Raw genomic sequence first — 16327 nt, forward strand, 5'->3', positions numbered from 1 at the left:
CCGAGGGTATGGGGGCATACTCGGCGCAGGCTGAAGCCGTCTCCGGATGGGCCCAAAATCCCATCACTTCCACTCTCAGCCGCCATTCAATCCCGATGAGCCATTCCGAGCTTACTGCCGAGAACCGGCCCACCGCACAGGGGGAGCGCTAGCGCATGCGGACTCTGATCGAAACCGAAACCTCCAGCCGCCTCAATCCGCTCGACCTGGTCGAGCAGATCGTGGGCGAGCATGAATGGCCGTTCGACCGCCAGGGGCAGGACGAACTGACCGTCGGAGTCTCCGGCCGCTACTGCGAACATCAGATGTGGTTCTCCTGGCGCGAGGAGCTTGGTGCGCTCAGCTTCACCTGCGCCTTCGACATGAAGGTGCCGGCCAACCGCCGTCGCGACCTGCATTCGCTGCTCGCCTACGTGAACGAGAAGGCGCTGATCGGTCATTTCGACTACTGGATCGAAGAGGGCATGGTGGTGTTCCGTCAGGCGTTGCTGTTGCGCGGCGGCCTGGGCGCCACATCGGAGCAGATCGAAGACCTGATGGAAATCGGCCTGTCGGAATGCGAGCGCTTCTATCCCGCTTTCCAGTTCCTGGTCTGGGGCGGCCGCACACCGGAAGACGCGGTGGCTGCGGCGATGTTTGAATGCGTGGGCGAAGCATAAAAACACCCCGCAGCCCTTAACCCGGCCCATACATCCCGTTACCCTGCCGCGAGTTCGCGTGCTGGGGAGAATGGGATGACAAAGGGCATTATTCTGGCCGGGTGTGGAAAGATGGGCGGTGCCCTGCTGGCCGGCTGGGTGCGGCAAGGCATCCCGGCAACCGACATCGTCGTCGTCGAACCCAATCCGGTCGCGGATTTACCTAATGGTGTGCGCAAGGTCGAAACCCCCGCAACCATTCCCGCCGATTTCAAACCTGCCCTGATCATCCTTGCCGTGAAGCCTCAGGTCATGGATGACGTCGCGCCGGCTTATGCTGTCCATGCCATGCAGGGTGCCTGCTTCCTGTCGGTCGCGGCCGGCAAAACCATTGCGCGGCTCAATGAGCTGCTTGGCGGCAAGGCGGCGATCGTGCGCAGCATCCCGAATACGCCGGCGGCTGTTGGCGCTGGCATTACCGTCTGTTGTCCCAATGCCGCTGTAAGCGCGGCACAGCGCGACTTCTGCGGCCAGCTCCTGTCTGCCGTGGGTGAGGTGGGCTGGGTTGATGAGGAAGCCCTGATCGATGCGGTGACGGCGGTGTCCGGCTCCGGTCCCGCCTATGTCTTCTGGCTGACCGAATGCATGACCGAGGCCGGCAAGGCGGTGGGGATTCCGGCCGACCTGGCGGCACGGCTGGCCAAGGCCACGGTTTACGGTTCCGGCCTGCTGATGAACCAGAGTAGTGAACCGCCGGCGCAGCTCCGCAAGAACGTCACCAGCCCGAATGGCACCACGCAGGCCGCGCTCGATGTGTTGATGGCCGCTGATGGCGGGCTGGCTGGGCTGATGCAGCGTGCTGTAGCGGCCGCCACCCGGCGGTCGAAGGAATTGGCCGGCTGATCTGAACTTGCCGGTAGTCCCGACGTTCACCAGACTGGCGGGATCGCCAGACAAGGAGGCCGCCATGGCCCAGACAGGGAAGGCAGCGAAACCCAAGCGCAAACCGGTGCCGGCAGGTTCCGCTGCAACGGGAAGCGGCGGCCGGATCGAAGATCCGGTCGATGTGTTGCTGACCTTGGTGGCGACAGATGGCTGGCATGGCGTGACGCTGGGCCGGGTTGCCGAAGCCAGCGGCCTGTCGCTCAGCGCCCTCTATGAACGATATGGGTCCAAGGGCGACCTGCTTGTCGCCTACGCTCGTCGGGTCGATGCAGCCATGCTGGCCGCCGTCGACGAGGCAGGTGGACGGTCGGCCGACCTTGGTCCCGATGCCGTGAAAGACAAGCTGTTTGAAGCGGTGATGGCGCGGTTCGATGCGCTGGCGCCGCACAAGGACGCCATACGTGTGCTGGCGCGCGAACTACCGGGCGATCCGGTCGCACTGGCCGTGTTCCTCAATGGTGGCCTGCGGCGGGGCCTCGACTGGACCCTGGCGGCTGCCGATCTTGATGCAGGCGGTTTTCCCGGCATGATGCGGCGCAAGCTGCTCGGCGGGATTTACCTCGACACGCTGCGGGTTTGGCTCAAGGATGACAGCCCCGATCTGGGGTCCACCATGGCGCATCTCGACAAGCGGCTGGGGCAGGGACTGCGGTGGTTGACCGCCCGCGGCCCATTCTCGCGTATGCGGGAAAAGGCTGTGGGATAGCTATAAGGCATTGAAATTGTTATTGTGCAATGCAGCAATTTGCATTGACGGCCGGCCGGGGCGCTTATATTTTTGCCGCGGTCACAACCTCAAACAAACGCCCGGGAGCCCATAAATGACCAAGCCAGACTTCACCAATCCTTTCGCCAGCTTCGACGTCACCAAGATGTTTGCCGATATGAAGGTGCCGGGCATCGACCCCAGCGCCCTGGCGGCGACCCAGCAGAAGAATATCGAGGCGCTGACCGCCGCCAACAAGCGTGCCTATGAAGGCTATCAGGCGCTGGCGAAGCGCCAGGCCGAGATTTTCCAGGAAGCCGTGGCCGATGCCACCACCACGCTGAAAAGCGGCGCGACGACGGTGCCGGACGCCAATGCGGCCAAGGCCGCGGTGGAGAAGGCCGTGGGCAATCTGCGCGAGCTGGCGGACATGCTGTCCAAGACCAATACCGAGGCTTTCGAGCTGATCAACAAGCGCATGAACGAGAACTTGGAAGAATTCAAGAAAGCCTTTGCCCAGCCGAAGAAGTGAACGCGGCGGCATAATTTGCCAGATGGATGACGGGCGGGTACAAAAACCCGCCCGTTTCCATTTCCGGACCAGACATGACTGCCACTATCGCCTTTGAGGACTTTCACAAGGTCGATATCCGCGTTGGCACCATCCTGCGCGCGGAAGCCTTCCCTGAGGCGCGCAAGCCGGCGATCAAGGTCTGGGTCGATTTCGGTGGTGATTTGGGGGTGAAGAAATCCTCCGCACAGATCACCCGGCACTACCAGCCCGAAAGCCTGATCGGCCGGCAGGTGCTGGCCGTGGTAAATTTTCCGCCGCGCCAGATTGGCTCCTTCATGTCCGAGATCCTGGTCCTGGGCTTGCCCGATTCTGACGGGCAGGTGGTCCTGATCGGCCCCGGTCAGGCGGTGCCGAATGGCGGGCGGATGTATTGACCCGGTCACGGCCACAGCCGACAATCGGCCAACGGACCAGCTCAATGACAAAAAAAACCAGTTTATCTCTCGCTCTCGCACTCACCACCCTGCTCATCGCTTCTCCCCGGCTCGCGGCCGCGCAGGAGCATGATTGCGTGGTGCGTCAGTTCGCCCTGACCCGCAACGTGCTGAATCTGGAGCCGCAGGGAGTTGTCGAGGGCAACTACCCGCCTGCAACGGAGCGCGGTTATGCCTTTGCGCGTCTAGACTGCACGCAGGTCGGCAGCGGGGAGACCTTCTGGTTTTACTGGATGCGGAATGACCAGGAAGTCGGCCGTTCCAAGGCGCGCGTCGATGTCAGCCGCAACTGGCGCATCTGGTCGCAAGCGCGCATTTTCCCCGGCGAGTGGGCGGTGCTGCTGAAAGACAGCAATGGCCGGACCCAGGCCGAACGGCGCTTCAGCGTCGCCGAGCCGGCGCCAAAGCCGGCGGAATAGTCTCGATCAAGAAAAATTGAACGGCAGTCAACCGGCCACCCGATCGTCAGATCGGCAGCCGGATAGTCACCATCAGACCGCCGAGCGGAGACTGGCCCAGGGCGATCTCGCCGCCATGTGCCAGAACGGCATCGCGGGCGATGGTCAGTCCAAGGCCGACATTGCCACTGCCATGGCGTGACTGGTCCAGGCGATAGAAGGGTCGGAACACCTTGTGGCGTTCCTTCTCGGGCAGGCCCGGACCATCATCCTCGATACTGATCTCGACGCGATTGGGATGGCGGGTGACGCCAAGGCGAACCTGGCGGCCGAAGCGCAGGGCATTCTCTACCAGGTTGGACAGGGCGCGTTTAAAGCTGAGGCGGCGCAGCGGCAGGGTCAGGCCCTGCGGCATGTCGATCTGCAACTCGCGGCCGCGACGGCGCACGTCATCGGCCAACTCGGCGATCAGGTTGCCCAAATCCGTCGGCTCGGCCGGCTGCTCGCTCTGTCCGCGCGCAAAGGCGAGATACGCGCCGACCATCTTCTCCATTTCATCGACGTCGCGCTTCAGTTCGTCTATCTCGGTGTCCGTCGGCATCAACGAAAGCTGCAGTTTCATCCGCGTCAGCGGGGTGCGCAGATCATGGCTGACGCCGGCCAGCATATCGGTGCGTTCGCGGATATGCCGCCGGATGCGGTCCCGCATCGCCAGGAAGGCACGCGAGGCCGCCCGCACTTCCTCGGCGCCGGCCGGCCGGAATTCAGTGATCTCGCGGCCTTTGCCGAAGGCATCGGCGGCCTCGGCCAGGCGGCGGATCGGCTTGATCTGGTTGCGCAGGAACAACACGGCGATACCCAGCAGCACCACCGATGCCGCTGCCATCCAGATCACGAAGGCATAGGTGCTGGTGGAAAAGACACGGCTCTCGGGCAGGGTGACCTGCAGCAGGCTGTCAGGCAGCTTCACATAGATGACAATGGTGCGGTCGTTGCGCTGCGTGTCGATATGATAGGGCCACTGGACGCGTTCGCTCAGCGCCTGCAACAGCATGCGGTCAAGAATCGAATACCGGCGCGGGGCCGGGATGCCGGTGGGGAAATCGACGCCCGGAATGAAGACGGTGTTCAGTTCCAGGCCGGAACTCATGCGTTGCATCAGTTCGGTCAGCGTGGCCGGATCGGCATGATTCTCGCGTGTTTCGATGAGGACGGCGATCTCGCCGGCAACAGCCAGACCCAGGCGACGCGTGACGCTGTCCCAGTGCCGTTCGTAGAAGATGTAGGTCAGCAGCGCTTGCAGCACCACGATCGGTGCCACCAGCAGGACCAGCCAGCGACCAAACAGACTGCGGGGCAGCAGGAATTTAAGCTGCATCATGCAGGGTCACCGCGGCCTATTCGATCCAGAGCACATATCCTTCGCCCCAGACCGTCTGCAGGAAGCGCGGGTTGCGCGGGTCGGACTCGATCTTTCGGCGCAGACGGGTGATCTGGACGTCGACCGCACGACTTTCACCCGGTGTGTCGGAATCGGCCAGGGCCGCGCGTGGCACAGTCTGTCCCGGCGCGCGCGCCAGAACCCGTAATAGCTGCGCCTCGCCGGTGGTCAGCGGCACAGCTTCCTCGCCGCGTTTGAGTTCACCGCGCACGGAATCGAAGCTGAAATCGCCGAACCGGATCGGCAGCGCCGCCGCCACCGGCGCAGGACGCGCGGCGCGCTTGAGGATGGCGTTGATGCGGAGGGTCAGCTCACGTGGCTCGAAGGGTTTGGGCAGGTAATCGTCGGCCCCGGTTTCCAGGCCCTGAATGCGGTCTTCCGCTTCACCGCGTGCGGTCAGCAGGATCACGGGGACGGTGTTCTGCTTGCTGCGCAGGCTGCGCACGAATTCAAAACCATTTTGTCCGGGCATCATCACGTCGACGATCAACAGGTCGAAGCTGACCGATGTCAGCTTGCTGGCCGCGTCGGCGGCGTCCTCCGCGCTGGTGATCCGGAAACCCTGGCCGGCCAGGTAGCGCGACAGCAGGGTGCGGATGCGCTCGTCGTCGTCGACGACCATGATATGCGGTTCGGCCATATCCATGATCAGCGCCGCTGGATCGCCCGCAGGATGGCGGGCCGATCCTCTTCGTCGATCAGGCCGGCCAGAACCTTGCGATAGCCGGCAACAGCTTCGGCCCCGGCTTCCCGATAGGCCTGTGCCACCTTGGCCTGCTGCACGGTGCTGATCTGCCGTTCCAGATGCTTGCCCTGATCCGTCAGGAACAGCTGACGCTGACGGCGATCCCGCGTGCCCTGCTGCTGGCGTACGAAGCCGCCCTCGATCAGGGCCGACAGCACGCGCGACAGGCTCTGTTTGGTGATGCGGAGGATCGCGAGCAGTTCGGCCACCGTGATGCCCGGATTGCCGCTGATGAAATGCAGGGCTCGGTGATGGGCGCGGCCGAAGCCGTAGCGCTCCAGAATCTCGTCCGGTCCCCGGGTGAAATCGCGATAGGCGTAAAACAGCAGTTCGACGGCCTGGCGAAGTTCGTCTTCGCGCAGGAACAATGGGTTTGCCAGCGATTTCAGGTCGGTCATGATCTTCTATATGGGGCAAAGACATAGCCGGCCACAAGGTGGCTGAAGCGATGTAGGATACCCTGCCTGTCGGAAAATTATGTCAGCAGTGTTGACATAATTTGCTCATATAGTTACCTTCCGGGCCAGAACAGCGTAATAATAATACCCAACCGGTTTCGCCAAGGAGCAGTCCATGTCCCTTATCCCGTATGATGATCGTGATGGCTTTATCTGGTTCGACGGCAAGCTGATTCCCTTCCGGGACGCCAAGCTGCATGTGCTGAGCCATGGCCTGCATTACGCCTCCTGCGTCTTCGAGGGCGAGCGCGCCTATGACGGTGAGGTCTTCCACCTGACCGAACACAGCCAGCGCCTGATCGACTCGGCCAAGCTGATGGACTTCACGCTGCCCTATTCGGTGGAAGAGATCGATCGCGCGACCCGCGAGACCATTGCCGCCAACAAGATGCCGAGCTGCTACGTCCGTCCGGTGGCTTGGCGCGGTTCGGAAATGATGGGCGTCGCCGCCCAGCAGAACAAGATTCACGTCGCCATCGCCGTCTGGGAATGGCCGAGCTACTTCTCGCCGGAAGCCAAGATGAAGGGCCTGCGCCTGCAGATCAGCGACTGGCGTCGTCCGGCCCCGAACACGGCACCGACCAAGGCCAAGGCGGCCGGCCTGTACATGATCTGCACGCTGTCCAAGCACAAGGCCGAGCGTGAAGGCTACCAGGACGCGCTGATGCTCGACTGGCGCGGTCAGATCGCGGAAGCCACCGGCGCGAATATCTTCTTCGCCAAGGACGGCAAGCTGCATACGCCGACCCCGGACTGCTTCCTCGACGGCATCACCCGCCGCGCCGTGATCGCCATGGCCAAGGGCCGCGGCATCGAGGTGATCGAGCGTGCGATCCAGCCCGAGGAAATGGCCGGCTTTGACGAATGCTTCCTGACCGGTACGGCTGCCGAAGTCACGCCGGTGAGCGAGATCGGTCAGTACAAGTTCACGCCGGGCAAGATCTGCCAGACCCTGCTGGGCGAATTCGACATCGCGACCCGGGCCAAGAAGGCGGCCTGATCGCTGCTGCAAGCCGACAAGGCAACGGCCGCGCAGCGATGCGCGGCCGTTTTCATTTTCAGGGTGTCGCAGCGGTTCAGCGCGTGGCCTGGACCACGGGGCAATAGTAGTCGTACTGGAAGCCGCAAATCTGTTCGTCGCGCTGGATGCGTTCGCCGACCAGGCCGCCGAGTAGCATGTCGATCGTCTGGCCATCCCCCGACAACGGCAACAGCAAGGTCTCAAAGCCCAGCATCCGGCCGCTGGGGGCGACCGTGTACTTACCGGCGGCATAGGCCGCGCCGCGACTCTCCAGCGGAATGTTGAAGAAAGCCTCGACGATCACCGCATTGGCGCCGAACAGACCTTCGTCCACCGAGCGGTTGGTGGTCTCGCGTCCCATCGACCCGACGATGCCGGTGCCGACAAGACGGAACTGGAAGCGCGGATTGCCATTGGGCTGCACGTTGATCAGCGCAACGAAGGGCAGGAAGGGGACCATCTCGTCGGGCTGCAGGTCGGCCCGGGCCGGCAAGCGGCCGAGATAGGCCTCCTTGGCTTCCCAATAGCTCAGCAAATTGCGTAGCGACTTGCTTCTGATCCGGTCAGAAGTGATCGATGAGATCACTTCGGTCTCCGGCACATGAGGATCAGACGAGGACATGAGTCAGGCAAAAATCTGAGCGGTGAAGATCACAGTGGGCGCTTGAGCAACGGCCATGCCTAGGACATGCCATAGGCAGGCGACCCAGTAAACTGCAATTTACGCGCGACAATAGTAGTACGCCCGTATGTCAGCGTCTCCAGCGGGCAGCGGCCTCGTCATCGCTGGCCTTGGCCTCGACCCAGCGGCGGTCCCCGCCGGTCTCTTCCAGCTTCCAGAAAGGCGCCTTGGTCTTCAGCCAGTCGACGAGAAATGCGCTGGCCTCGAAGGCCGCCTGGCGATGCGCGGAGGTTGTGACCACCAGGACGATCCGGTCGCCGGGGGTCAGTTCACCATAACGATGGATCACCAGGCAGCCATCCAGGGGCCAGCGGCGTTCGGCCTCGCTGACCACGGCCTCCAGCTGACGCTCGGTCATGCCGGGATAATGCTCCAGCGTCATGCGCTGCGGCCCGGCATTGCCGGCGAATTCACGCACAAGGCCGGTGAAGGTCACGGCGGCGCCGACCTGCGTGTGGCCGGCGGTGAGGCGCTCCAGTTCGGCGGCGGTATCGAAATCCTCGCGCTGAACCCGCACGGTCATGGCGTCAGCCTCCGGTGACCGGGGGGAAGAAGGCGATCTCGTCGCCGGTCTGCACGGCCTGGTCCAGTTGAGCATAGTCTTGGTTAACGGCGACGCGCACCAGCGTAGGATTGGCAAGGGCAGCGTCATGACCGGGGCTGCAGCCGCGCAACCAGGTGATCAGGTCGCCCACCGTCTTCACGCTGGCCGGCGGTGTGACAGTTTCCTCGGCCATGCCAACCCGCTCGCGCAGCAGGGCGAAGTACAGAATCTGCATCAGTCCGACCCTTTGGGGCTCTCGGGCTCGGCTGCCATGTGGCGCAGGCCGGTCTGCAGGTAATCCCAGCCGGTGTAGAGCGTCAGCACGGCAGCAATCCACAGGCCCACTTCACCGGTGAAGCGCACATGCAGAATCTCGGGTCCGTAATCGCCGACGATGAGGAAGCCGAGTGCGATCAACTGCACCGTGGTCTTCCACTTGGCCAACCGGGACACGGGGACCTTCACCCGCAGCTCGGCCAGGAATTCGCGTAGGCCGGTGACGGTGATCTCGCGGCACATGATCACCACGGCGGCGACGCAGGTGATGCGGTCGATACGGTCGAAGGCAATCAGCATCATGATGACGGCGGCGACCAGCAGCTTGTCGGCGACCGGATCGAGGAAGCGGCCAAGGTCGGACATCTGGCCCCATTTGCGTGCCAGATACCCATCGAACCAGTCGGTAATGCCGGCGGCCGCGAACAGCGCCAGTGGCACCCAGGCGCTCCAGGCGTCGGGCAGGAAAAAGGCCGCGCAGATCGCCGGAATCGCCAGGATGCGCGAGACGGTCAGGATATTGGGCAGGCTGTTCAGCATGACGCCGGATTATCGCATGAGCAGGGAGATCGGACCAGTGTCGGACCGGTGCAGGGAGGACGATCAGCCGCCATGGAAGTGATCGTAAACTTTCTTGGCCACAGCCTTGCTGACGCCCGGCGCGGCCTCCAGATCGCTCAGGCCCGCGCGCGAGACCGCCTTGGCCGAGCCGAAATGCAGCAGCAGCGCTTTCTTGCGCGCGGCGCCGATGCCGGCGATCTCGTCCAGCGGGGATTTCACCTGGTCTTTGGCGCGTTTGGCGCGGTGGGTGCCGATGGCGAAGCGATGCGCCTCGTCGCGCAGGCGCTGCAGGAAGAACAGCACCGGATGGCGCGGTTCCAGCATGAAGGGCTCGCGGCCGGGCAGGAAGAACTGTTCGCGACCGGCATTGCGATCGGGGCCCTTGGCGATGCCGACCACCGGCACGTCCACGCCGAGCTCCTGCATGACCTGCACCACAATGCTTAACTGGCCTTTACCGCCATCGATCAGCAGCAGATCGGGCCAGTCGGCGGCGTTTTCGTCTTCGGCGTCTTCCTTCAGCAAGCGCTTGAAGCGCCGGCCCAGTACTTCCTTCATCATCGCGTAGTCGTCGCCGGGCTCGACATCCTCGCCCTTGATGTTGAACTTGCGATAGGCGTTTTTGCGCAGGCCTTCCGGGCCGGCGACGATCATCGCGCCGACGGCATGACGGCCCATGATGTGGCTGTTGTCGTAGACTTCAATGCGCTGTGGCGGCGCTTCCAGACCGAACAGGTCGGCGACCCCGGCCAGCAGCTGCTGTTGCGAGGCGGCTTCGGCCAGACGACGCCGCAGCGCATCGCGCGCATTGGTGACGGCGGCCTGCACCAGATCGCGCTTGGTGCCGCGCTGGGGCACGTGCAGCTCCACCTTGCGGCGACTGTGCTGGCTGAGCGCTTCTTCGATCACATCGGCATTCTCCACCGGATCGCTCAGCAGAATCAGGCGCGGTGCTTCGCGCTGGGCGTAGAACTGTCCGATGAAAGCGTCGAGAATCTCGCTGATCTCCACGTCGCGGGTATGAGCAGGAAAATAGGCGCGGTTGCCGAAATTCTGGCCGGCGCGGAAGAAGAAAATCTGGACGCAGACCTGGCCGCCCTCGGCATGGACCGCGATCACGTCGGCATCCTCGATCTCGCTGAGATTGATGTCCTGCTTCTGACTGATATGGGCCAGGGCGCGGATGCGGTCGCGCATTTCGGCAGCGGCCTCGTAGTCGCGCTCGTCGGCCGCCTGCTGCATGCGGACCTTCCAGGTATCCAGAATCTGGTGGTTGCGGCCACGCAGGAAGTCGCGGGCCTCGTTCACGATGGCGCCGTAATCGGCCTCGTTGATGCGCTTCACGCAGGGGGCCGTGCAACGCTTGATCTGGTATTGCAGGCAGGGGCGGGTGCGGGCCGCGAATTCACTGTCGGTGCAGCTGCGCAGCGGAAAAGCCCGGGAAATGGCATTCAGCGTCACATGCACGGCGCCGGTGGAGGCGAAGGGTCCGAAATAGTCGCCCTTGATGTCGCGGGCGCCGCGATGCTTGTTGATGCTGGGGTAGGGATGGTCGCGCGCCACCAGAATGTAGGGGAAGGATTTGTCGTCCTTCAGCAGCACGTTGAACGGCGGCTGCATCTGCCGGATCAGGTTGGCTTCCAGCAGCAGCGCTTCGGCTTCGGTATGGGTCGAGGTCACCTCGACAGCACAGACCTGGCGCACCATGCGCTGGATGCGAATGGTGAGCGCCTGCAGCTTGGTGTAGTTGGCCACGCGCTTCTTCAGCGAGCGCGCCTTGCCGATGTAGAGAATCTCGCCTTTGGCGTTGAGCATCCGGTAGATGCCCGGCCCTGCCGGCAGGTTAGGCAGGTGTCGCGCGATCGCCGTGGCGCCGATCTCGACCGACAGCAATCCCTCAGGTTGCGACTGTGACACCGGATCGAGCTCAGTCATACCACGCACCATACTGCCAAAAACCTAATGATTACACGGCGTTGACAAAAGCGTCCCAAGCCTGTGGATAAATTTGTGGGGAAACCCCAACCTTAAGGACGCATCGCTGCCCTTATATGGCAACTCCGGTGTAAGCCTCGAGGGTGAGTGCGATCCCCAATGCTATGAGAAACCAAGGATTCTGCAATTTATCCACAGATGACCGAATCGGTGCGACTGTGTCTCAGCCATGCTTTGCAGCCTGTGTATAACCCGGCCGGCAACAAGAAATGGCACGCAGAGTCAAGCGCTAACACAAAGATGTAATGAATCTGCGTGAAGGCTTCAGGCGCGCCGGCGCTCGATCTCGACGCCAACTCCGGCGGCTTCCGCAATGGCATCAGGCTTTTCCACCCGCACGCGCGTACGAAGCACCCGTTCGTCTTCCAGGCAGATGGCTGCGAGGCGTTCGGCCAGGGTTTCCACCAGATCGACATGGCCTTCGGCCAGCAGAATCTTGGTGCGCTTCACCAGCTGTTCGTAGCAGACCACTTCGGCATAGGAGCGCGGCGGCTCGCCCGGCGTCTCGGCGACCCAGAGTTCCAGATTGACCAGCAGCTTCTGCGGCTTGGTCCGTTCTTCCGGGTAGATGCCGATCAGGGCGTCCAGCAGCAGGTCACGGACAAAGACCCGGCGGGCCGGCTGGCTGGCTTCGGTGATGGCCGGGACCGGAATTTCAGCCCAGGCAGCCCGGGCGCGCGCATGGATCGTCATGTCACTCCTCCGGTTCGCCCGGCTGGCCGCTCAAGGGGCGGCCGCTTTGCTGCCAAGGCAGGTGCTGGCCGCCATCCAGGGCGATCATCTGGCCCGTGACGGCCGGGGCGTCAAGCAGGAAACCGACGGCTGCGGCAATCTCGCCTGGTTCGGCCCCCCGCTGGAGCGGGGTGCCCTCCCATTGCTTGCGGAATTGCGCCTCGCTCTGGCGCGGGCTGGGCAGGACCGGGCCGGGGCCGATGGCATTGACCCGGATGCGGGGGGCCAGCGCCATGGCCAGCGTCTGGGTCAGGGTCCACAGGCCGGCCTTGGCCACCGTGTAGGAGGCAAAATGCGGCGTCAGGCGCCAGACCCGCATGTCGACCAGATTGACGATCTGGCCGAGCACGCCGTCCGGCAGCTGGGCGGCAAAGGCCTGCGACAGGAAGAATGGGGCTTTCAGGTTGATGTCCAGATGGCTGTCCCAGCTCGCCTCGGTGGCCGTCTCGACATGGTCGTATTCGAACAGCGAGGCGTTGTTGACCAGCAGCGAGAGTGGACCGAGAGCGCCCCGGGTCTGGTCGACAAGACCGCTGACGGCCTGATGATCGCCCAGATCGGCCTGCACGATGGCTGCCTTGCCGCCGGCTCGCATGATCTCGGCGACCAGCGCTTCAGCATCCTTGCGCGAGCTGTTGCAATGGGCGGCGACATGATAGCCGCGCCCGGCCAGATACAGCGCGATGGCGCGACCGATGCGGCGGCCGGCGCCGGTGACCAGCGCGGTGGGAGCGAGCGGAGAAACCGAAGTCATCAGCGTTTGCTTCCCCGATAGGCGCGACGCGAGCCGGCACGGCCGGCGGTCGAACGGCCGGCGGGACGCGGCGCGGCCGACGCTTCTTCTGACAGGCCAAGCGGTTTGCGGTTCTGGATACCGATTTCCAGCTCGTTCATTTCAAGCCGCTTGATCTCGTCACGCAGGCGCGCAGCTTCCTCGAATTCCAGGTTACCGGCGGCATCCTGCATGCGCTTTTCCAGTTCGGCCAGATGGGCCTTCAGGTTGTTGCCGACCAGATGGCCGCCGGCGGCGTCGCCGGCATCGACGGTGAAGTGATCCTGTTCATACACCGACTGCAGGATATCGCCGATATGCTTGCGCACGCTCTCCGGCGTGATGCCATGCTCTTCGTTATAGGCCTGCTGCTTGATGCGGCGCCGTTCGGTCTCGGCCAGTGCGCGCTGCATGCTGTTGGTCATCTTGTCGGCATAGAGGATGGCGCGGCCTTCCACGTTACGTGCGGCGCGGCCAATGGTCTGGATCAACGAGGTCTCCGACCGCAGGAAGCCTTCCTTGTCGGCATCCAGGATGGCAACCAGTGCGCATTCTGGAATATCCAGGCCCTCGCGCAGCAGGTTGATGCCGATCAGGATGTCGAACACGCCGAGCCGCAGGTCGCGCAGGATTTCGATGCGCTCCAGCGTTTCGATATCGGAATGCAGGTAGCGCACCTTGAGGCCGACTTCGGTCATGTATTCGGTCAGGTCTTCCGACATGCGCTTGGTCAGGGTGGTGACCAGCACGCGATGGCCTTTCTTGACCATTTCCTTGCATTCGGCCAGCAGGTCGTCGACCTGGTGTTCGACCGGGCGAATCTCGGTGATGGGATCGATCAGGCCGGTGGGGCGGATCACCTGCTCGGAGAAGGTGCCGCCGGTGCGCTCCATTTCCCATTTGCCCGGCGTTGCCGAGACGAAGATGCTTTGCGGACGCAGCTGTTCCCACTCGCGGAAGCGCAGCGGGCGATTGTCGATGCATGACGGCAGGCGGAAGCCGTATTCGGCCAGCGTCGCCTTGCGCCGGAAGTCGCCGCGGAACATGCCGCCGATCTGCGGCACGGTGACATGGCTTTCATCGACGAACAGCAGCGCGTTGTCGGGCAGGTATTCGAACAGGGTCGGCGGTGGCGCACCAGGGCCGCGGCCGGTGAGGTAGCGCGAATAGTTCTCGATGCCGGCGCAGGCGCCGGTCGCCACCATCATTTCCAGATCGAAACTGGTGCGCTGTTCCAGGCGCTGGGCCTCCACCAGGCGACCCATCTTGTTGAGCTGGTCCAGCCGCTGGCGCAGGTCGATCTTGATCTGCTCGATGGCCTGGTTGAGCGTCGGCTTCGGCGTCACATAGTGGCTGTTAGCGTAAAGCTTCACGGCTTCCATGCTGCTGGTCTTGTGGCCGGTCAGCGGATCGAATTCGACGATGCTTTCCAGTTCGTCGCCAAACAGCGACAGCCGCCAGGCGCGATCCTCCATGTGGGAAGGGAAGATTTCCACGCCGTCACCGCGCACGCGGAAGGCGCCACGGGCAAAGGCCGTGTCGTTGCGGCGGTAATGCAGATCGACCAGCCGGCGCAGCAGCGTGTCGCGATCAAGCCGGTCGCCCGCCTTCAGGTTCAGCGTCATCTCGGAATAGGTTTCAACCGAGCCGATACCGTAGATGCAGGAGACCGAGGCGACGATGATGACGTCGTCGCGTTCTAGCAGCGCGCGCGTGGCCGAATGGCGCATGCGGTCGATCTGCTCGTTTACCGACGAGTCTTTCTCGATATAGGTGTCGCTGCGGGCGACATAGGCTTCAGGCTGGTAGTAGTCGTAGTACGAGACGAAGTATTCCACCGCGTTATTGGGGAAGAAGGCCTTCATCTCACCATAGAGCTGTGCCGCCAGCGTCTTGTTCGGCGCCAGGATCAGGGCCGGCCGGCCGGTGCGCGCGATGATCTGCGCCATGGTGAAGGTCTTGCCCGACCCAGTGACGCCAAGCAGCACCTGGTCCCGTTCCGCCTTCATCACGCCTTCGGTCAGCTCGACAATGGCGGTCGGCTGGTCGCCCTTGGGCTCGTAGGGGGCTTGCAGGTCATAGGCGATGCCGCCCTCGCTCTTGTCGGGGCGCGGCGGCCGGTGCGGGGTGAAATCGGGGAAGTTGGCATCGGCAAAGCGATCCGGGTCCTCGATTTCCCGTTCCGTCACGGAGGGCTGGATGCTGGGGGGCTGGCTCATGGCTGCCAATATGGGGCTCCGGCCGGCCGTCGCCAACCCGCAGATCGGTCAGAAGCTGTCAGGTATTGACCAAGTCTTTCAGGCCGGAAGCCCGTCCGGTATACATTTCCATAGGGAGATCCGCCAATGACCGTTATCGTCACCGGTGGCGCCGGCTTTATCGGCTCCGCCCTTGTCCGCCGCCTGAATGCCCAAAAGCGCCGTGTCGTCACCATCGACAAGCTGACCTATGCCGGCAATCCGGACAATCTGGCCAAATTGCCGAATCCGGAGCTCCACCAGTTCGAGCAGGTCGATATCTGCGACCGGGCGGCGATCCGTCGAATCTATGCCGCGGTCAAACCCGAGGCCGTCTACCACCTGGCCGCCGAGAGCCATGTCGATCGCTCGATCGACAGCCCCGCACCCTTCATCGAGACCAACGTGAATGGCAGCCTGGTGCTGCTGGAAGCCGGGCTGGAGCACTGGCGCGGCCTGGACGGCACCGCCAAGCAGCAGTTCCGTCATCTGCAGGTCTCCACCGACGAGGTCTATGGCGAGCTGGGCGACACCGGCCTGTTCGACGAGAACAGCCCCTACAAGCCCAATTCCCCCTATGCGGCCAGCAAGGCCTCGTCCGACCATCTGGCACGCGCCTTCGGCCGCACGTACGGCCTGCCGATCCTGATCACCAACTGCGGCAACAATTACGGCCCCTACCAGTTCCCGGAAAAGCTGATCCCGCTGACCGTGCTGAACGCACTGGAGGGCAAGCCGCTGCCGATCTATGGCAAGGGTCTACAGGTGCGCGACTGGATCCATGCCGAGGATCATGCAGCCGCGCTGCAGCTGGCCGTGGAAAAGGGTCGTCCCGGCGAGACCTATCTGGTCGGCGCCAAGGGCGAGCAGCGCAATATCGATCTGGTCAACCGGCTCTGCGCCATCCTCGACAATCTGGTGCCGCGCCAGGACGGCAAAGGTTACGCTTCACTGATCACTTATGTGACGGATCGTCCAGGGCATGATGCGCGCTATGCCATCGACCCGAGCAAGGCCGAGCGCGAGTTGGGCTGGAAGCCAAGCTACGATTTGCAGGCCGGGCTGACTGCCACCGTGCAATGGTATCTCGATAATTCCGCCTGGTGCCGCGATGCCGGCAAGGCTTATGACCGCGGCCGTATCGGCCTCGGATCGAAATAGAGCGGGA

General features: G+C 63.3%; 19 protein-coding genes. 8 read left to right on the forward strand and 11 right to left on the reverse strand.

Annotation, left to right across the window (positions count from 1 at the left end; translation table 11 throughout):
- The first annotated feature begins 155 nt into the window (after positions 1-155).
- The 6 genes from AC1RRE_RS07780 (at position 156) to AC1RRE_RS07805 (ending at position 3716) form a co-directional block, all read left to right on the forward strand.
- A complete protein-coding gene (locus AC1RRE_RS07780; RefSeq protein ID WP_492980549.1) occupies positions 156-659 on the forward strand; it encodes a type III secretion system chaperone family protein in 504 nt (167 codons plus the stop codon).
- A 75-nt stretch (positions 660-734) separates the two neighbouring features.
- Positions 735-1541, forward strand: coding sequence for a pyrroline-5-carboxylate reductase (gene proC, locus AC1RRE_RS07785; RefSeq protein WP_492980550.1), 807 nt, complete (start codon positions 735-737; stop codon positions 1539-1541).
- A gap of 64 nt (positions 1542-1605) precedes the next feature.
- Positions 1606-2289 (forward strand): TetR family transcriptional regulator, encoded by a 684-nt coding sequence (locus tag AC1RRE_RS07790; RefSeq protein WP_492980551.1) that lies wholly within the window; start codon positions 1606-1608, stop codon positions 2287-2289.
- A 115-nt stretch (positions 2290-2404) separates the two neighbouring features.
- Positions 2405-2821 (forward strand): phasin family protein, encoded by a 417-nt coding sequence (locus tag AC1RRE_RS07795; RefSeq protein ID WP_492980552.1) that lies wholly within the window; start codon positions 2405-2407, stop codon positions 2819-2821.
- Positions 2822-2895: 74 nt separating this feature from the next.
- Positions 2896-3237: a tRNA-binding protein gene (locus tag AC1RRE_RS07800; protein WP_492980553.1), complete on the forward strand. Its 342-nt coding sequence runs from the start codon at positions 2896-2898 to the stop codon at positions 3235-3237.
- A gap of 44 nt (positions 3238-3281) precedes the next feature.
- Positions 3282-3716 carry a DUF2914 domain-containing protein gene (locus AC1RRE_RS07805; RefSeq protein WP_492980554.1) on the forward strand — a complete coding sequence of 145 codons (435 nt, stop codon included), beginning with the start codon at positions 3282-3284 and terminating at the stop codon, positions 3714-3716.
- A gap of 46 nt (positions 3717-3762) precedes the next feature.
- Here the strand turns inward: AC1RRE_RS07805 and AC1RRE_RS07810 are convergent, their stop codons facing one another.
- Genes AC1RRE_RS07810 through AC1RRE_RS07820 form a run of 3 tightly spaced genes read right to left on the reverse strand, consistent with a single transcriptional unit; the run spans position 3763 to position 6279 of the window.
- Positions 3763-5076, reverse strand: coding sequence for an ATP-binding protein (locus AC1RRE_RS07810; RefSeq protein WP_492980555.1), 1314 nt, complete (start codon positions 5074-5076; stop codon positions 3763-3765).
- Positions 5077-5092: 16 nt separating this feature from the next.
- Positions 5093-5782 (reverse strand): response regulator, encoded by a 690-nt coding sequence (locus AC1RRE_RS07815; protein ID WP_492980557.1) that lies wholly within the window; start codon positions 5780-5782, stop codon positions 5093-5095.
- A 2-nt stretch (positions 5783-5784) separates the two neighbouring features.
- Positions 5785-6279 (reverse strand): MarR family winged helix-turn-helix transcriptional regulator, encoded by a 495-nt coding sequence (locus AC1RRE_RS07820; RefSeq protein WP_492980558.1) that lies wholly within the window; start codon positions 6277-6279, stop codon positions 5785-5787.
- Positions 6280-6454: 175 nt separating this feature from the next.
- On the opposite strand from AC1RRE_RS07820, the gene AC1RRE_RS07825 reads away from it, so the two are divergent.
- Positions 6455-7339 (forward strand): branched-chain amino acid aminotransferase, encoded by an 885-nt coding sequence (locus AC1RRE_RS07825; protein WP_492980559.1) that lies wholly within the window; start codon positions 6455-6457, stop codon positions 7337-7339.
- A 76-nt stretch (positions 7340-7415) separates the two neighbouring features.
- On the opposite strand, the gene AC1RRE_RS07830 is transcribed toward AC1RRE_RS07825, so the two are convergent.
- The 8 genes from AC1RRE_RS07830 to uvrB all read right to left on the reverse strand — a co-directional run bounded on the left by AC1RRE_RS07830 (position 7416) and on the right by uvrB (position 15141).
- Positions 7416-7982, reverse strand: coding sequence for a PAS domain-containing protein (locus tag AC1RRE_RS07830; protein ID WP_492980560.1), 567 nt, complete (start codon positions 7980-7982; stop codon positions 7416-7418).
- A gap of 130 nt (positions 7983-8112) precedes the next feature.
- Positions 8113-8565 carry a molybdenum cofactor biosynthesis protein MoaE gene (locus tag AC1RRE_RS07835; protein ID WP_492980561.1) on the reverse strand — a complete coding sequence of 151 codons (453 nt, stop codon included), beginning with the start codon at positions 8563-8565 and terminating at the stop codon, positions 8113-8115.
- 4 nt (positions 8566-8569) lie between these two features.
- Positions 8570-8821: a molybdopterin converting factor subunit 1 gene (gene moaD, locus AC1RRE_RS07840; protein WP_492980562.1), complete on the reverse strand. Its 252-nt coding sequence runs from the start codon at positions 8819-8821 to the stop codon at positions 8570-8572.
- Positions 8821-9402 (reverse strand): CDP-diacylglycerol--glycerol-3-phosphate 3-phosphatidyltransferase, encoded by a 582-nt coding sequence (pgsA, locus tag AC1RRE_RS07845; protein ID WP_492980563.1) that lies wholly within the window; start codon positions 9400-9402, stop codon positions 8821-8823. The genes moaD and pgsA overlap by 1 nt, the downstream gene beginning before the upstream one ends.
- 63 nt (positions 9403-9465) lie before the next feature.
- Entirely contained in the window at positions 9466-11358 is a 1893-nt protein-coding gene (gene uvrC / locus AC1RRE_RS07850; protein ID WP_492980564.1) for an excinuclease ABC subunit UvrC, read from the reverse strand.
- Between the two features lie 324 nt (positions 11359-11682).
- Complete coding sequence (gene folB, locus AC1RRE_RS07855) at positions 11683-12111, reverse strand: dihydroneopterin aldolase (protein ID WP_492980565.1); 429 nt, start codon at positions 12109-12111, stop codon at positions 11683-11685.
- A 1-nt stretch (position 12112) separates the two neighbouring features.
- Positions 12113-12904, reverse strand: a complete 792-nt coding sequence (locus AC1RRE_RS07860) for an SDR family oxidoreductase (protein ID WP_492980566.1) — start codon at positions 12902-12904, stop codon at positions 12113-12115.
- Positions 12904-15141 (reverse strand): excinuclease ABC subunit UvrB, encoded by a 2238-nt coding sequence (gene uvrB, locus AC1RRE_RS07865; RefSeq protein WP_492980567.1) that lies wholly within the window; start codon positions 15139-15141, stop codon positions 12904-12906. Before uvrB ends, AC1RRE_RS07860 begins: the two co-directional genes overlap by 1 nt.
- Positions 15142-15267: 126 nt before the next feature.
- Between uvrB and rfbB the strand changes: the two genes are divergently transcribed.
- On the forward strand, positions 15268-16320 hold the full coding sequence (rfbB, locus tag AC1RRE_RS07870) for a dTDP-glucose 4,6-dehydratase (protein WP_492980568.1): 1053 nt from the start codon (positions 15268-15270) through the stop codon (positions 16318-16320).
- Positions 16321-16327: the final 7 nt, after the last annotated feature.

This window comes from Ferrovibrio sp. GW821-FHT12D07 (assembly GCF_058807275.1).